14 protein-coding genes are annotated in these 15862 nt (G+C 72.2%); 7 read left to right on the forward strand and 7 right to left on the reverse strand.

What is annotated here, in order from left to right; genetic code table 11:
- Positions 1-9: 9 nt before the first annotated feature.
- From AQJ54_RS22735 to AQJ54_RS22760, 6 genes are all read right to left on the reverse strand, one after another.
- Positions 10-1116, reverse strand: coding sequence for an NAD(P)/FAD-dependent oxidoreductase (locus AQJ54_RS22735; protein ID WP_062240326.1), 1107 nt, complete (start codon positions 1114-1116; stop codon positions 10-12).
- A gap of 138 nt (positions 1117-1254) precedes the next feature.
- On the reverse strand, positions 1255-1680 hold the full coding sequence (locus tag AQJ54_RS22740; RefSeq protein ID WP_062240328.1) for a DUF3224 domain-containing protein: 426 nt from the start codon (positions 1678-1680) through the stop codon (positions 1255-1257).
- A gap of 50 nt (positions 1681-1730) precedes the next feature.
- The gene (locus AQJ54_RS22745; protein ID WP_062029800.1) at positions 1731-2645 is read right to left on the reverse strand and encodes a YceI family protein; all 915 of its coding nucleotides are present in this window, start codon (positions 2643-2645) and stop codon (positions 1731-1733) included.
- Between the two features lie 43 nt (positions 2646-2688).
- Positions 2689-3756 carry a maleylacetate reductase gene (locus AQJ54_RS22750; RefSeq protein ID WP_062240331.1) on the reverse strand — a complete coding sequence of 356 codons (1068 nt, stop codon included), beginning with the start codon at positions 3754-3756 and terminating at the stop codon, positions 2689-2691.
- Positions 3753-4622, reverse strand: a complete 870-nt coding sequence (locus tag AQJ54_RS22755; RefSeq protein ID WP_062240334.1) for an intradiol ring-cleavage dioxygenase — start codon at positions 4620-4622, stop codon at positions 3753-3755. Before AQJ54_RS22755 ends, AQJ54_RS22750 begins: the two co-directional genes overlap by 4 nt.
- A 48-nt stretch (positions 4623-4670) precedes the next feature.
- Positions 4671-6413, reverse strand: coding sequence for an FAD-dependent oxidoreductase (locus tag AQJ54_RS22760; RefSeq protein WP_062240337.1), 1743 nt, complete (start codon positions 6411-6413; stop codon positions 4671-4673).
- Positions 6414-6748: 335 nt separating this feature from the next.
- Between AQJ54_RS22760 and AQJ54_RS22765 the strand changes: the two genes are divergently transcribed.
- The 3 genes from AQJ54_RS22765 to sigJ all read left to right on the forward strand — a co-directional run bounded on the left by AQJ54_RS22765 (position 6749) and on the right by sigJ (position 10767).
- Positions 6749-8536, forward strand: coding sequence for a sigma-54-dependent Fis family transcriptional regulator (locus tag AQJ54_RS22765; RefSeq protein ID WP_062240341.1), 1788 nt, complete (start codon positions 6749-6751; stop codon positions 8534-8536).
- Between the two features lie 117 nt (positions 8537-8653).
- On the forward strand, positions 8654-9775 hold the full coding sequence (locus tag AQJ54_RS22770) for a PP2C family protein-serine/threonine phosphatase (protein ID WP_062240344.1): 1122 nt from the start codon (positions 8654-8656) through the stop codon (positions 9773-9775).
- Positions 9776-9864: 89 nt separating this feature from the next.
- Positions 9865-10767 (forward strand): RNA polymerase sigma factor SigJ, encoded by a 903-nt coding sequence (sigJ, locus tag AQJ54_RS22775; protein WP_062029725.1) that lies wholly within the window; start codon positions 9865-9867, stop codon positions 10765-10767.
- Between the two features lie 97 nt (positions 10768-10864).
- On the opposite strand, the gene AQJ54_RS22780 is transcribed toward sigJ, so the two are convergent.
- Positions 10865-11605 carry an SDR family oxidoreductase gene (locus tag AQJ54_RS22780; RefSeq protein WP_062029723.1) on the reverse strand — a complete coding sequence of 247 codons (741 nt, stop codon included), beginning with the start codon at positions 11603-11605 and terminating at the stop codon, positions 10865-10867.
- Positions 11606-11797: 192 nt separating this feature from the next.
- Here AQJ54_RS22780 and AQJ54_RS22785 point away from each other — a divergent pair, with 192 nt between their 5' ends.
- The 4 genes from AQJ54_RS22785 to AQJ54_RS22800 form a co-directional block, all read left to right on the forward strand.
- Positions 11798-13927, forward strand: coding sequence for a sensor histidine kinase (locus tag AQJ54_RS22785; protein WP_062240347.1), 2130 nt, complete (start codon positions 11798-11800; stop codon positions 13925-13927).
- Between the two features lie 184 nt (positions 13928-14111).
- Positions 14112-14615 (forward strand): MarR family winged helix-turn-helix transcriptional regulator, encoded by a 504-nt coding sequence (locus AQJ54_RS22790; RefSeq protein WP_062029720.1) that lies wholly within the window; start codon positions 14112-14114, stop codon positions 14613-14615.
- 204 nt (positions 14616-14819) lie between these two features.
- Positions 14820-15461 (forward strand): DsbA family protein, encoded by a 642-nt coding sequence (locus AQJ54_RS22795; protein ID WP_062029717.1) that lies wholly within the window; start codon positions 14820-14822, stop codon positions 15459-15461.
- A gap of 9 nt (positions 15462-15470) precedes the next feature.
- Positions 15471-15862 (forward strand): MBL fold metallo-hydrolase (locus AQJ54_RS22800; RefSeq protein WP_159055545.1); only part of this gene is annotated, 392 nt, incomplete at its 3' end.

Consider the following 15862-nt stretch of genomic DNA (forward strand, 5'->3'; position numbering starts at 1 on the left):
GCGGCGCGATCACGCTGCCGTGTAGCCGAGTTGCCGCCGCATGTACGGCGTCATCAGCGTCTTCGCCTTGGCCAGCGTCGTCGTGCGGCCGCCCAGGACCGCGGTCTCGCCGCCGGGTACCGGGAGCATCGTGACGCCGTCCGCCGGGCCGAAGGGGACGATCAGCGGGGTGCGGTGGACGGGGCGGTAGAAGCGCGGCTCCCTGCGGTGCCGGCCCGAACTGTTCAGGTGGGCGCGGATGTTCCAGGCGGCGAGGTCCGCCTGCGCGAGCGCGGCCGGGGTGATCTTCAGCTCGCTGGCGTCGTTGACGTCGCCGACCGCGAAGACGTCCTGGTGCCCCTCGGCCCGCAGCGCACGGTCGACCTTCACGTGGCCGGAGTGGTTCAGCCAGTCGCCGTGGCCGGCGAGGCGCAGCCAGAGCGTGTTGGGGGTGGTGCCGGTGGCCCAGAAGGACAGGTCGGCGGCGATGAGTTCGCCGTGGGCGTCGCGGTAGGTGCCGAAGTCGTTGCCGGGGGACATGAAGGAGTTCAGCCGGATCTCCACGTCGTGGGCCTCCAGCCAGGCGCGCGCCCGGCGTCCGGCCCGCTCGCTGCCCGTGGCGTCGAGCAGCGCGGGACCGGAGTGCGCGAGCGTGACCCGGGCCTGGGGCCGGGCCAGCCGGATCTCCGCGCTGAGTTCGACGCCGGAGGGCCCGCCACCGACCACGAGGACGTGCTCGGCGCAGGCGATCTTCTGCTGGTGCTCGTTGAAGGTCTTCACCGCCTCCTCGGTGGTGCTCCCGCCGAACCGGGCCGGCGCCGGGTAGTCGGCGCCGGTCGCGATCACGACCACGTCGTACGGCAGCCGCGTCCCGTCGGCCAGCAGCACCCGCCGCTCGGCGGTGTCGATGGCGACCGCCTTGCCGAGGACGACCCGGCCGTGGCGCAGCAGACGGTCGTACGGGATGAAGGGGGTCACCGTCCACTCGCTGCGCACCCCGGCGCGCAGGGACGAGATGCGGTGGAAGAACACGTCCTTGCGGTCCACCAGCGTGACCCGGGCCGTATGGTCCAGTCTCTTGGCCAGGCGGACGCCCGCATATCCGCCGCCGATCACCACTACATCGCCGTCACTCACGCCGAGTCTCCTGAAACCGTGGGGGGAGGGAGTGCCATGACGGACGAGTCCGCTTCCCCCCGTGCACTCGGATGACGGTGAGCGTAACGCTTGAAACATAAAGTTTCAGTTGGTGTCTGTGAGCTTTCCGTGAAGTTGTCAGACGCCGGCGTCGGCGGCGTCCACCTCGTAGTCGAACCAGACGCGGTGCGTACCGTCCGCGTCGACCGCGAGGCCGCCGGTGCCGGAGATGCCCGCCAGCCCACCGGTGCCGCTGCCGGGGACGACGTGGAAGAACTCCGCGCTGCGGTCGCTGCCGGAAGTGGTCGCGGAGTGCACGAAGTTGAAGGTACCGGACCGGTCGTGCAGGGAGCCCTCGAAGGACTCCATTGCCACATAGGTGCCCACGCCGGACTCCTGGTCGTACGCGGCGGTGAACAAGGTCGCCGAGCGGCCGGCGACTTCGCCCCGGAAGTGCTTCTCCATCGTCCCGACACCGACCGGGAGCCCGGTGGTCACGGGCGGCTCGGGCTTCAGTTCGGTCGGCACGAACGCTTTCACGCTGAATGTTCCGTCTGCTCTCATGCGCCGACGGTACCGACCGGGTCTGACACCGCCCTGCCGCCCGTGCGCGCCTACTCCGGCGGGGTGGGCGTGTCGTGGGTGCGGTACATGGCCTGGACGTCCAGTTCCAGTTGGACCGTGGGGCCCACGACCGCGATGCCCCGGGCCAGCATGGAACGCCAGTTGAGGGTGTAGTCCTCGCGGTGCAGTTCCGCCGTCGCGAGGGCCGCGCAGCGCAGTTCCTCGCCGTAGCCGCCGTTGACCGTGCCCAGATACGTGGTGTCCAGGGCGACCGAGCGGCTCACGCCGTGCATGGTCAGGCTGCCCTGGAGGGTCCACTTGCTGCCGCCGCGGTAGACGAAGCGGGTGCTGACGAAGTCGATGTGCGGGAAGCGCTCGACGTCGAGGAAGTCCCCGGAGCGCAGGTGGTTGTCGCGGGTGGTGTTGCCGGTGGTGATGCTGGAGGCGTCGATCCGGACCTGGACCCGGGACTGCGACATGTCCTGCGCGATCTGGATGCCGCCGTCGAAGCGCTCGAAGCGGCCGTGCACATGGGCCATGCCCACGTGCTTGGCGATGAAGCGGATCGCGGTGTGCGGCGGATCGAACAACCACACGCCGGGGGTGGGCAGTTGGAGAGCCTGGGCGGGCTGGAGCCAGACCCGCTCGGCGGGCCCGGCCCCGGTGGGCCCGACCTCGACGGTCTCGCGGTGCGGCTGGAGGCCCTCGGCCGCAGCCATCAGGCTGTAGCGGCCGGGCGGGAGCACGGCGACGAAGTAGCCGTAGGGGTCCGACATTCCGCGCGCCGCGACCCGGTGCGTGTCCAGGGCGGTGACGGTGACGTCGGCGCCCGACATGGGCGAGCCCATCGGGTCGACGATCTCACGTGCCACGGCGCCCGCGCCTTCCGGGAGGGGGACGGAGAGGCCCGCCGCCTCGGCAAGGGCAGCCTTGGACCGCCTGCGCCTGAGGAGTGCGAGGGCCATGATGTTCACCTTTCCTAGGGGACGTGCTGTTCTGCCGCGGGGCTCACGGTCGGCGGCCCTCGAAGGCCGCCTGGAGCACCGCCCGCACACCCTCCGTCGTCACGGGACGCGGATTGGCGTACGGCTGTCCCGCCACCTGTCGGGCCGCCTCGGCCACGTCGGTCTCCTTGAGGCCGAGTTCGGCGAGGGAGCGCGGAGCGCCGAGGCGTCCGGCCAGGTCCCACAGGGCTTGTGACGGGTTCTCGGCATCGAGTGCCCTGCTCAGCGCGGCCGACGCGCCGGGAACGGCGGGCGTGTTGTAGGCGAGCGCGTGCGGCAGGACGACGGTGTGGGTCTCGGCGTGCGGCAGCCCGAAGGTGCCGCCGAGGACATGGCAGAGCTTGTGGTGCAGGCCCATCGTGGTGGACCCGAGGCAGGCCCCGCACAGCCACGCCCCGTACAGCGCACGTCCGCGCGCGTCCAGGTCGTCGGGCCGTGCGGCGAGCGCGGGGAGCGCCTCGGTGATGGCCCGCACGCCCTCCTCGGCCATCAGTGCGATGAGCGGGGAGGTGTCCGGGGCGTAGAGGGCTTCGACCGCGTGCGCGAGGGCGTTGACCCCGCTGGTGACGGTCAGGGGCACCGGCAGGGAGACGGTGAGTTCGGGGTCGTAGACGACACTGCGGGGCTGGACCTTCGGGTCCCGCCCCGTGCGCTTGACGCCGGCCTCGGTCAGGCCCCAGACGGGGGTCATCTCGGAGCCCGAGTAGGTCGACGGGACGGCGATCAGCGGCAGTCCGGTGCGCAGCGCGATCGCCTTGCCGAGGCCGATGGAGGAGCCGCCGCCGACCGCGACGACCCCGTCGGCCCCGGCCGTGCGCGCCGCCGCCACGGCCCGGTCGGCGTCCTCGAGGGGAACATGCATCCGGGCCTCGGCGTGCAGGCCCGCGCAGGAGTCGCCGAGCGCGTCCGCGACCGCCCGCGCGACGGCCTCGCCCCGCCTGCCGCACACCACCAACAGCCGTCGCAGACCCAGGTGTTCGGCCTCGGCGGGGGTGGCGCTCACGGCGGCGCCGGGCCGGAAGACGACCCGGCCCGGACGGCTCTCGTAGGTGAAGTCGCCGGTGAACGTCATGCGTTCGGCTCCAGCACGAGGTCGAAGCGGGCGTGCCGGAAGGGGTTCGGCACGCCGAACTCGGCGGCCAGGGACGGGTCGTCGGTGACGGCAAAGTCCTGCACCAGGCTCCGCTTCACGGCGAAGACGGCGTCGGAGTCGAGGTAGTCGCTGCCCGCGACGAAGATGTGGGTGGTGACGGGGGTGTGGCCCTCGGCGCCCACGATGAAGTGGATGTGCGCGGGCCGATAGGGGTGCCGTCCGGTCGCGCGGAGCAGGTCGCCGACCGGGCCGTCGGTCGGGATCGGGTACGGCGCCGGGACACAGGTGCGGAACCAGAAGCGGCCCTCGGCGTCCGCGGTGAACAGTCCGCGGCCGTTGCCCGCCGGCTGGACGTCGGGCTGTTGGACGTCGTAGAAGCCCTGCTCGTCGGCCTGCCACACGTCGAGGACGGCGCCCGGCAGCGGGGTGCCGTCGGCGGAGCGGACCCGGCCGCTGACCACGCAGGGCTCGGTGCCGCCGACCAGGTCGATGTCGTCGCCGAGTGCGCGGACGGGCGACTCGGTCATGTGGAAGGGGCCGAGCACGGTGGACTCGGTGGCGCCCTGCACCCGGTCGCCGTTGAGGGTCTCGACCAGCATGGACAGGCCGAGCACGTCCGAGAGAAGGATGAACTCCTGCCGGGTGTCGGTGCACTTCTGCCCGGTCGCGGTCAGGAAGGCGATCGCCTGCTCCCACTCCTGCTGGGTGAGCCGCGTCTCGCGCGCGAAGTCGTGCAGATGACGGATGAGGCCGGTGAGCAGCTCGCGCAGGCGTGGATCGGCGGTCGCGCGGAGACTGGTGACGGCCTCCTCGGTGACGCTGCTTCCGATCGTGTCGGTGGTCATCCCGGCTCCTCGTGCTCGACGGCTTTCCGCTCCTGCCATGGTCGCGCGTTATCGGGCGCGACCGAGGATGCGGCGCAGCGCGTCCGAGAGGACTTCACGGGCGTCGGGCGCCGCGGTCGCGTGCCGGAAGGCCACGAAGCCGTCGGGCCGGACGAGGAGGGCGCCGGCGTCGGAGATCTCGCTGAGCCGCGCCCAGTCGCCGTACGGGTCCTCGTACTCCTGCCCCGGCCCGATGACCACGGTGGCGATGTCCACGTCCTGCGCCTCGGCGGCCCGGATCCAGCCCTCGCCGCCGATGCCGGTGAGGAGGGTGAAGCGGCCCTGGCCGACCGTGTCGAGCGTGGACAGCGTCCGGGTCCCGGAGGTGATCCAGGCGTGCGGGATGCGGGCGCCCGGGCGGGAGGTGGGCTGGTGGTGCAGTTCGGGGTCGCGCGGGAACGTCTCCGGCGGGGTGCCGTCGGGGACGATCGCGTCGGAGGTGTAGCGCTGGTTGAGGTCGACGCCGTGCGCGTTGAACTCGTACACCTTGAAGGCGATGGCCTCGCGCAGCTTCGCCCGCTGCTTCTCGGCGGCCTCGCCGGCCTCCTTGCGGGCGGCGATGTTGGCCCACAGCTGCTCGGGGGTCTGCGGGGAGAGCCCGTCGAGCGCCTCGAAGATGGGGGCGGTCTCGCCGATGGACCGGTTGGCGCGGGTGACGACCTGCTTGCCGACGGGGGCGCGTTCGGCGGTGTAGGTGTCGAGGAGCTTCGGCGAGGCGCTGCCGTCGAGGACGAGCTTCAGTTTCCAGGCGAGGTTGTAGGCGTCCTGGATGGAGGTGTTGGAGCCCAGTCCGTTGGACGGCGGATGCCGGTGGGTGGCGTCTCCGGCGCAGAAGACCCGGCCGTTGGAGTAGCGCTCGGCGTACATCTCGTTGACGGTCCACGCCGAGGACGACTTGATCGTCACCGGGATCTCGTCGTCGCCGACCAGCTGCCGTACGACGGACTCGGCGTACTCCGTGGTCAGGTCGGGGGCGCCCGCGGTGACGTCGTAGCCCCACACGATCAGCCACTCGTTCCACGGCCGCACACAGCGCACCAGGCCGGCGCCGATGCCGCCTACGGTGGCGCCCGGGGCGAGGACCCAGTAGAGGGTGGCGGGCCGGTGCGCGGTGTACTTCGTCAGGTCGGCCTCGAAGACGATGTTGATGCTGCCGGCCACCCCCATCTGGCCGCCCATCGGCAGTCCGGCGTCCTCGGCGACTCTGGAGCGGCCGCCGTCGGCGCCGATCAGGTACTTCGCACGGATCTCGTACGTGTCGCCGCGCAGCCGGTCCCGGACCGTGGCCGTCACACCGTCGGCGTCCTGGGTGTGGGAGAGGTACTCGGTCTCGAAGCGCAGGCTGGTGCCGCGGGCCACGGCCGCGTCGACGAGGACCGGCTCCATGAGGTGCTGGGGCAGGTCGCACATGCGGGTGGGGCTGGCGAGTTCGTGGGCGGCCTGGACCAGCGGGTCGTTGCCCCAGGAGCGCACCCGGCCGAGTTCCTCGCCGGCCAGGCTGGTGCAGAAGGTGGTGTTGCCCATCAGGTGCTGCGGGGTCGCCCGGGCGATGACGTCCTGTTCGACGCCGAGGTCGCGCAGGACCTCCATCGTGCGCTGGTTGGTGATGTGCGCGCGGGGGGTGTCGGCGAGGCTCGCGTAGCGCGTCACGACGATGTTGGGGACGCCGTAGGTGCTCAGGGCGAGCGCGGCCGAGGCACCGGCCGGCCCGCTGCCGACGATCAGGACGTCGGTCTCGACGACGGTGGACACGGGGCGCTCCAGGCGGGCTCACGGACGACGGACAGTCTTGATCATGGTGGGGCGGGGCGGAGTGCGGGTGTCTCAATTCGATACACCGGCTCGCGGTGGACGGGTCCCTGTCGTGCGGGGCGGTCGTTAGGGGGTCTCGTGCGGGGCGGTCGATGCGGGTTCTCGTGTGAGGCAGTCGATACGGGTTCTCGCGGGGCGGTCAATGCGGGCTCGTGCGGGGCGGTCGATGCGGGCTCGCGCGGGGCGGTCGATGCGGGCTCGCGCGGGGCAGTCGTTGCGGGCTCGCGCGGGGCAGTCGTTGCGCGTTCAACTGCACCCGCTACGGTGGTTGCCTCGTGACCACCACTGAGCCGTCGCCCGCAGTCCACGCCCTCCCGCCGCTGGGAGTGGCGCGGGAACGCTTCCTGTCCGGGCGGCCGGTGCCGGAGTGGGTACCGGAGGACGTGCTCGCCGCCTGGCGCCGGGCGCGGTTCTTCGGTGTGCCGCACGACTTGGGAGAACCCGCCGCCGCCCCGCCCCGGCCCGCCGACTCGCCCCTGCTCGGCGCCGCCCGGCCGGTGCTCGAACGGATCGCCCCCGCCCTGGGCCCCGGCCCCTCGGTGCTCCTGCTGACCGACGCGCGGCTGCGGGTCCTGTGGACGTCCGGCGTGGCTCCCGGGCTGCCCCCGTGCCCAGGTCTGTCGGAGCAGGAGGTCGGCCACAACAGCGCGGCACTCGCGCTGCGCGACCGGCGCCGGGCCGAGGTGCACGGACCCGAGCACTTCCTGGACGTCTGGCAGGACGTGTCGGCGGTCAGCGTGCCGGTGCTCGCCCCGAAGAGCGGCCACGCGCTCGGCACCCTCACCGTCGCCTGCCGGCTGTGCGGCGGCCGCCCGCCGCATCCGCAGGCGGCTCTCGCCGAGGCCGCCGCCACCGCGGTGGAGGCCGAACTGCTCGCCCGGGCGGGACGCCCCGAACAGCTGCTCCTCGACGCCTACTTGCGGGCCACGCGCGGTGAGGACCGTGCGGTGGCCGCGCTGGACGGCCGCAACCGGCTGCTCAGCGCGGCAGCGGAACGGCTGGCGAGCGAGGAGGTGCTGCGGGCCCTCGAACGCACGGCGGTGACGGCACGGCACTCGGACCCGCCGCCGGCCCCCACTCTTCCCGAGGATGCCGGGTGCACGGCCCGGATCGAGGTGGTACGGCAGGACGGCGCGGTCCTCGGGATCGTGGCCGTCCTGGAGTCGCGGACCGAGACCGCACCGCGGCCCCGGCCACGCGCCCTCCCCGCCCTGGCCGGCTCCTCGCTTCCCTGGCGGTACGCCGTCGAGCGCGCCGCCGATCTGGCCCGCTCGCCGGAGCCGATGCTGCTGACCGGCGAGCGCGGCACGGGCAAGACCGCGCTGGCCCGGGAGTTGCTGGGCCGGTCGCCCGTCAAGGTCGTCGACGCGGCCGAAGCCGGCTCGCTCGAAGCCGGCTCGCTCGAAGCCGGCTCGCTCGGAGACGGTTCACTCAAAGCCGGTTCGCTCGAAGTCGGTTCGCTCGAAGGGGACTTGGTGAGGTGGGCCGCGCGGGGTCCGCTGCTGCTGCGGCACGCGGAGCGGCTGACCCAACCTGCCGTGGCCGTGCTGAACTCCCTGCTCGACGCCCACCCGGACGCCCGGCTGCTGATCACCCACACCCCCGGCACCCCGCCCGGACCATGCCTCCAGCGCCTCCTGGACAAGCTGGCCGCCCGCTCGGTCACCCTGCCGCCGCTGCGTGAACGCGCCGAGGACATCCAGGAGTTGCTGACGGCCCTGGCGCCACGCCCCGCGCCGGGCAGTCCTCCGCTCACCTGGACCCTGGACGCCGTGCGCGCGCTCGAACAGCATCCTTGGCCCGGCAACGTCACCGAACTCGCCCATGTCGTGCAGGCGTTGGCGGAACACCGCCGAGCCTCCGGACCGATCCGCCGGGCCGAGCTGCCCGACACCGTGCGCGAAGGGCCCGCCGTCCGTCCGCTCAGCCCGATGGAGCACGCCGAGCGCGCCACGATCCTCGAGACCCTGCACCGCCACGGCGGCAACAAGTCCCGCGCGGCGGCCGCCCTGGGCATCGGCCGGGCGACGCTGTACCGCAAGCTGCGGGAGTACGAGGGCTGACGCCCGCCAGGGGCGTGAGGCACCGAGGACTCGCCGCGTCGATCGGCGGGGCGGCGCACCGGGTCACAGCGAGGCTGCATACCGTAGAGGGAGATCACCACCTGCCCGGGAGCACGCATGTCCGGTAGCCGTCGTAAGAGACCCGGCGACGCCTTCGACGCCATCGAGCCCCCCGGCGACGCCGAGGTGGTCGTCGGGGTGGTCTCGGTGACCGTCCTCGTGGAGGCCCTCGGCGTGCTGTCGGGGTCCGAGGTGTGGCTCCTGGGCCTCCTGGTCTTCCTGCCGGGCGCGGCCTCGGCGCTGGGCACGGTCCGGCAGACGACGTTCGTCGCGGTGTGGACCACGGTCGTCGTCACCGTCACCGTGCTGCTGCGGGACCGGGAGGCGGGCCACTGGTTCGACCGGCTCCTGCTCGTCCTGTTCACCCTGGGCCTGGCCGCGATCTCGGTCTACGGCTGTCACCGGCGGATCAGGCGCGAGGAGGCGATGCTGCGGCTGCGGTCCACCGCCGCGGCGATGCAGCGGCACATCCTGCACCCCCTCCCCCTGGTCACCGACGACGTCCTGGTCAACGGTGTGTACGAGCCGCTCCAGGAGGACCGGCTCGTCGGCGGCGACATCTACGACGTCGTCGCGTCACCGTTCGGGACCCGGGTGCTGATCGGGGACGTGCAGGGCAAGGGGCTGACCGCGGTGGGCGCGGCGTTCGCCGTCATCGGCGCCTTCCGCGAGGCCGCCCACCGCGAGCCCACCCTCACCGCGCTCGTGGACGCCCTGGACGCGGCGGTCGTACGGCACAACTCCTACGCCACGCACACCGGTGACGACGAACGCTTCGTGACCGCGCTCGTCCTCGGGGTCGACGCGGAGATGGAGGTGCAGGCCGTCAACTGCGGGCACGTCCTGCCGTACGTCCTGTACGACGGCAAGGTCAGCGCCCTGGATCTGGAGGCGGGTGTCCCGCTGGGCCTGGCGGAGCTCGCCGCCGAACCCACGACCGTCGGCTGGTTCGACTTCCCCGTAGGCGCGACGCTGCTGCTGAGCACGGACGGGCTGACCGAGACGCGGTCCGCGGACGGCACGTTCTACCCGGTCGACGAGGCGCTCACGAAGTACGTGGACTTCTCCCCCACGGAGCTGCCGCAGGCCCTGCACGAGGACGCCCGTACGTTCGCCGGGCCGAACGGCCAGCAGGACGATGTGGCGGTGCTGACCGTGCGGCGGTCGCGGCGGCACTGAGGCCTCTGGTTCGTGCCACCGGCTCCGCTGCGGCTCTGGCTGCGTTTCCGGCTCCGGCTCCGGCGGCTCGGGCCCGTAGCATCGGCTCCATGGACAAGTCTCCGCTGCCCGCCGACGGTTCTCTCGACGCGGAGGCGGACGCGTTCCAGCGGCTGCGGCCCCGGCTGTTCGGGATCGCCTACCGGATCCTGGGCAGTGTGTCCGAGGCCGAGGACGTGGTGCAGGACGCGTGGCTGCGGTGGCAGGGCGCCGACCGGGCCGGGGTGCTGAATCCCGGGGCGTTCCTCGCGAAGACCACGACCCGGCTGGCGATCAACGTGGCCCAGTCGGCCCGGGTGCGGCGTGAGGCGTACGTCGGTCCGTGGCTGCCGGAGCCCGTGGACACGAGCGTGGACCCGCTGGTCGGCGCGGAGCGCGGCGAGGCGCTGGAACTGGCCGTGCTGCTGGTCCTGGAGAAGCTGAATCCGGTGGAGCGGGCGGCCTATGTGCTGCGGGAGGCGTTCGACTATCCGTACGACGAGATCGCGGGGATCGTCCAGCTCAGCCAGGCCAATGTGCGGCAGATCGTCAGCCGGGCCAGGAAACGGCTGTCCGCGGAGCGCCGTGAACGGGTCGGGACGGCGGAGCACCGACGGCTCCTCGACGCCTTCGTCGCGGCGGCGCGGGACGGTGACGTGGCGGCGCTGGAGGGCGTGCTGTCCGCCGACGTGGTCGCCTACGCGGACGGCAACGGGCTGCGGGGCGTGGCGCGGCTGGAGGTCGTGGGCGCCGGGCGCGTCGCGAAGATCAGCGCGTTCGTCAAGAAGTTCCTCCCCGGCGCCGAGTTCGCCTTCACCGAGGCCAACGGCCTGCCCGCCCTGCTGCTCCGCAGGAACGGCGAGACCGTCGGCCTGGTGAGCGCGACGGTGGGCCCGGACGGCATCGACGGCCTGTACTGGGTCCTGGCACCGGAGAAGCTACGTGCGTACGAGAGGTCTTCGGGGCGGGCGTAGGTCGGGAGGGGGCCGCCGTACTGCCCTCGGCGGACTTCACCACCCAGCCCGCCCCGGGGCCTCCCCACCCCGTCAGCCCCCCGGCCTGCCCACCCCGTCAGCCCCGCTTGAGCCAGTCCTCGTAACGCGTCCGTGCCGTCGGGACCGTGGCGTCGCCGGTGAGGACGCCGTCCGGGATGCCCGCGAACATGCCCGCGCTCTCGTCGGTGACGACACGGCGGCCGTCCGGCCGGGCCGCGAGGGTCAGTTCGGCGAGCCGGTCGAGGCGGTGGATCTCGGGGCCCGCCAACTGACGCAGCCCGTTCACCGGTGAACCCTGCGCCGCCTCGGCGACGACCGCGGCGACCTCCGCCGCGGCGATCGGGCGCAGCTGGGTGGAGGGCAGGTGCACGTCCCGGCCCTGGGTCGTCAGGTCCATCACGGGCGCGACGAACTCGAAGAACTGGGCCACCCGCACGATCGTGAAGGGAACGCCGCTCGCCCGTACGGCGTCCTCCTGCGCGACCTTGGCCAGGTAGTAGCCGAGCCCGGGCACCTGGTCGACGCCGATGATGGAGAGCGCCACATGGTGGCGGACCCCGGCCTCCCGTTCCGCAGCCGTGAGGTTCCGCATCGCGCGCGTGAAGAAGTCCAGGGCGGCCTCCTTCTCGAAGGACGGGGAGTTCGCCACGTCCACGACCACGTCCGCGCCCTTGAGCACCTCCGTGAGCCCTTCCCCGGTGAGCGTGTCCACGCCCGTGCTCGGCGCGGCCGCCACCGCCTCGTGGCCGTTGGCGTCGAGCAGGCCCACCACCTGCGATCCGATGCGGCCGGTGCCTCCGACGACGACGATCTTCATCTCTGTCTCCCTCTCCTGTCCGGGTCCCCCCGGCAACGGGATCCCTCGGTGACGGAACCCCTCGGTAGCAGGACAGGACAGCGGCGGAATCTGTGACAGCAGACGAAATACTCCGCAATCTGAACAACTCCACGGGCCTCCCACGTAGTTTAAGAGTGAAGCAACGAGACGACCCGGAACCGTGAGGCCATCTTGTCGAAGAGAACGCCCGCAGCCCTATTGGGCCTGGGGACCCGCAACTGGCGCGTGGCCAGAAAACTCCAGGCCATCCTGCTGATCCCGGTACTCATCGCGCTGGTGCTCGGCGGCATCCGGGTCAAACGCTCGGTGGACACCTGGCAGGACGCCGACAAGGCGGTCCGGGTGGCGGAACTGGTCCAGGCGGCCAACAAGTACGCCAACGACGCCATCAACGAACGCGACGTGTCGGTCATCCCCCTGCTCAAGGGCGACCGGACGTCGAGCGTGGTGACCAGGGCCCGGGCCGTCACCGACGCGGACGCGAAGCTGTTCGACGCAGCGGTGGCGCGGATGCCGCAGACCCCCGGCCTGCTGCGCCGCGTCGCACTCGTCCGCGCCGGCGAGAAGCAGCTCGCGTCCGTGCGCGCGAACGCCTTCACCTCACGGATGACCGGTGTGCAGACCGAGGAGAGCTACCACGCCGTCCAGCACCCGCTCATGGAGATATCCAACGAGCTGGGCTTCGGCAGCACCAACCAGGCCAGCTACGGCCGCACCCTCTACTCCGTCTCGCTCACCCAGGCCGCCGAGTCCCTGATCCGGGCGATCGGCACCCACCTGCTGACCGAGGACCGCTCCCAACTCGCGCCGGGTGAACTCCAGACCCTGCTCGGCTCGTTCAGCTCCTACGTCTACCTCGAACAGGTCGGCCTCCAGGAGTACGCGGGCGCCGGCACCGGTGACGACACGGCCCGGCTGCGCAAGGCTCTGACCGACGCGGAGCGACGGGGCAAGGAGCAGGTGGCGACGGCCCAGGGGCAGGCCGAGGCGGCCGGGAAGACGTTCGTGGTCCCGCCCGGCCTGGCGAAGATGAACAGCGAGATCGCTTCGGGCAAGTCCCCGGCGCAGCTCGCCGCGCAGGGCATCACGCCCGAGACCTACTTCGCAGCCGCCACCCTCAGCTTCGACGCCTACCGCAGCGTCGAGGTCTACCTCACCGACACCGCCCTCGCGAACAGCCGCAGCATCGCCGACGACGCCCGCAACGACGCCGTCGTCAACGCCGCGGTGGTGCTGACCGCGGTCCTGGTCGCCTTCCTGCTGGCCGCGTGGGTGGCCCGGACGATGAGCACCAGCATGCGCCGGCTGAGCGCCTCGGCCCACGAGATCGCCGGGCAGCGGCTCCCCGCACTGCTGACCCAGCTCACCCGGGCCATACCCGGCCGGGTCGACTCCGAGGTGGCGCCGATCCCGATCACCACCACGGACGAGATCGGCGAGGTCGCCCGCGCCTTCGACCACGTGCACCGCGAGGCCGTACGGCTCGCCGCCGAACAGGCCCTGCTGCGCGCCAACATCAACACGATCTTCAGCAACCTGGCGCGTCGCAACCAGTCCCTGATCGAACGCCAACTCGCCCTGATCACCAACCTGGAGGGCAAGGAGGCCGACCCCGACCAGCTGGCCAACCTCTTCAAGCTGGACCATCTCGCCACCCGGGTCCGCCGCAACGGCGAGAACCTCCTCGTGCTGGGCGGCGAGACCCCCGCCCAGCAGTGGAACCAGCCGCTGCCCCTGGTGGACGTCATCCGGGCCGCGGCCTCGGAGGTCGAGCAGTACGAGCGCGTCGAGCTGTCGGGGGTCCCGGAGGCCGAGATCCACGGCCGGGCCGTCACCGACCTGGTGCACCTGCTCGCCGAACTCCTGGAGAACGCGACGACGTTCTCCTCGCCGCACTCCCAGGTCCGGGTCACCGCGGCGCGGCTGCCCGACGGGCGGATCATGGTCGAGATCCACGACCGGGGCATCGGGCTGCCGCCCGAGAACCTGGCCGACATCAACCACCACCTGGCCGAACCGCCCACCGTGGACGCGGCGATCTCCCAGCGCATGGGCCTGTACGTGGTCGGCCGACTGGCGGACCGGCACGGTGTCCGGGTCCAGCTGCGCCCGGGCGACCAGGGCCAGGGCACGACCGCGCTGGCGATGCTGCCCGACACGATCACCTACCGGGCCCCGGGAGCCGCCCCGGACCCCGACACCCTGGCCCTGGCCGCCGTCTCCGACACCCGGCGCCCGGAAACCTTCGGCCAGGGCTTCGAGGCATGGGACGACGAGCCGACCCGTCGGAGCCGGCACTGAGGGCCGTTTCGGCACGCCATGACGTGGGTGGAGGGGAGCCCGCCTGCTGACGCCCGGACGCGAGAAACGGCGGCCGTGGTCGCCGGAGGGGCCAGGCGGGGAACGTCGTGGTCTCGAACCCGGTCGAACGACCCCCGGGCGGCGGGCACGATAGGTTCCGCCTCTGGGAACCAACGGAGGTGTTGTGGGCGAGCAGGACGCTCAGAGGGAGATCACGACCGCGAAGCAGGCGGCCGACGACGCGCTGGTCCTCGCGTTCGGGCGGTTGCAGGGCGCCGCGAACCGGCTGGAGTACATCCTGGGCCGGCGGATCGAGGAGGAGTGCGGGATCAGCCACCTGATGTTCGAGGTGCTGCTGATCCTGGGCCGCGCGGGCGAGCCGGGGATGTCGATGCGGGCCATCAGCCAGGAGCAGGTGCTCAGCACGGGCGGCGCGACACGCCTGGTGGACCGTATGGAGGCGGCGGGTCTTGTGCTGCGCGTCACGGACCCGGAAGACCGGCGAGGGCGCCTGGTGCGCCTGACACCCCTGGGCGAGGAGACCGTCGTACGCGCGGCCCGGCTGCACGTCGCGAACATCGAGCAGTACTTCCTGAACCCGCTGCCCGCGGATCACCGGGAGCGTTTCGCGGAGGACCTGCGCATCCTCAGCCACTCGGCCCGGGACGCCCTGCCACAGCTGCCCTGACGCGGCACCGGGCGGGGCGTCGGACGGGGGGCAGTACCCACGCGGGACGCACGGGACCCACGGAACGCACGGGTGCCGAGCAGGAGCCCTGAGAGGCGCGTCACGCGATCGGGCCTCCCCTCGTTGAAATATCTGATGCGTCAGATAATGTTCTCAGGGGTGAGTGCCCGCACCAGGTGGGCGCCACGTCCCCCGAGGTCCTCGATGAAGCTCGTCTACGTCTTCGACGCCTACTGCGGCTGGTCCCACGGTTTCTCCGCCACCCTGCGCGAGACCGTCTCCCGGCACCCCGAGCTGCCGGTCGAGGTCGTCTCCGGCGGCCTGTTCACCGGTGGCCGCCGGGTCCCGATCCGCGAGTTCGGCTACGTCCAGGGGGCCAACGCCCAGATCGCCGCGCAGACCGGCGCCGGCTTCGGCGAGGGCTACGAGCGGCTGATCGCCGACGGCTCGTTCGTGATGGACTCCGAGGCCGCCGCCCGCGGGGTCGCGGCCCTGCGCCGGGTGGCCCCCGACCGCGCGGTGGAACTGGCCACCGCGCTCCAGCAGGCCTTCTACGTCGACGGACTGAGCCTGTCCGACCCCGCTACCTACCGGCGACTCGCGGCTCAGGCCGGTCTGGACGCCGACGCCGTGGTGGCCGCGTTCGAGAGCCCCGTGAGTGCCGGTACGGCGGCCGACGACTTCCGCCGCGCGGCCGAACTCGGCGTCACCGGCTTCCCCACGCTCCTGGCCGTGGACGGCGGGCACGTCGTCCCGCTGGCCCTGGGACACGCCACCGCCGACGACGTGGACCGGCGTCTCACAGCCTTCGAAGCCACCCGCACCTCCTCTTCCCACACCAACTAGGAGACCGTGATGAGCACCCTCGATTTCAAGGTCCTGGACCTGGACTTCCCGGCCGGCAGCAAGAACAAGACCGCGACCCTGGTCACGGGTGAGCGGGAGGCGCTGCTGGTGGACGCGGGGTTCACGCGGGCCGACGGTCACCGGCTGGCCGCGGAGATCCTGGACTCCGGCAAGAGCCTGACCACCGTGTTCGTCTCGCACGCCGACCCGGACTTCTACTTCGGCGCCGAGGTCGTCGCCGACGCCTTCCCCGAGGCCCGGTTCGTGGCCACGCCGCTGGTGATCGAGCACATCCGCGACTCCTACCAGGGCAAGCTCAAGGCGTGGGAGGCGCTGGGCCCCAACCTGCCCACCCGCCTGGTCGAGCTCACCGAGCTGACCGGCGACCTGACCCTGGAAGG

It is taken from the genome of Streptomyces griseorubiginosus (assembly GCF_001514195.1).
In the GTDB taxonomy this organism is placed as follows: Bacteria; Actinomycetota; Actinomycetes; order Streptomycetales; family Streptomycetaceae; genus Streptomyces; species Streptomyces griseorubiginosus.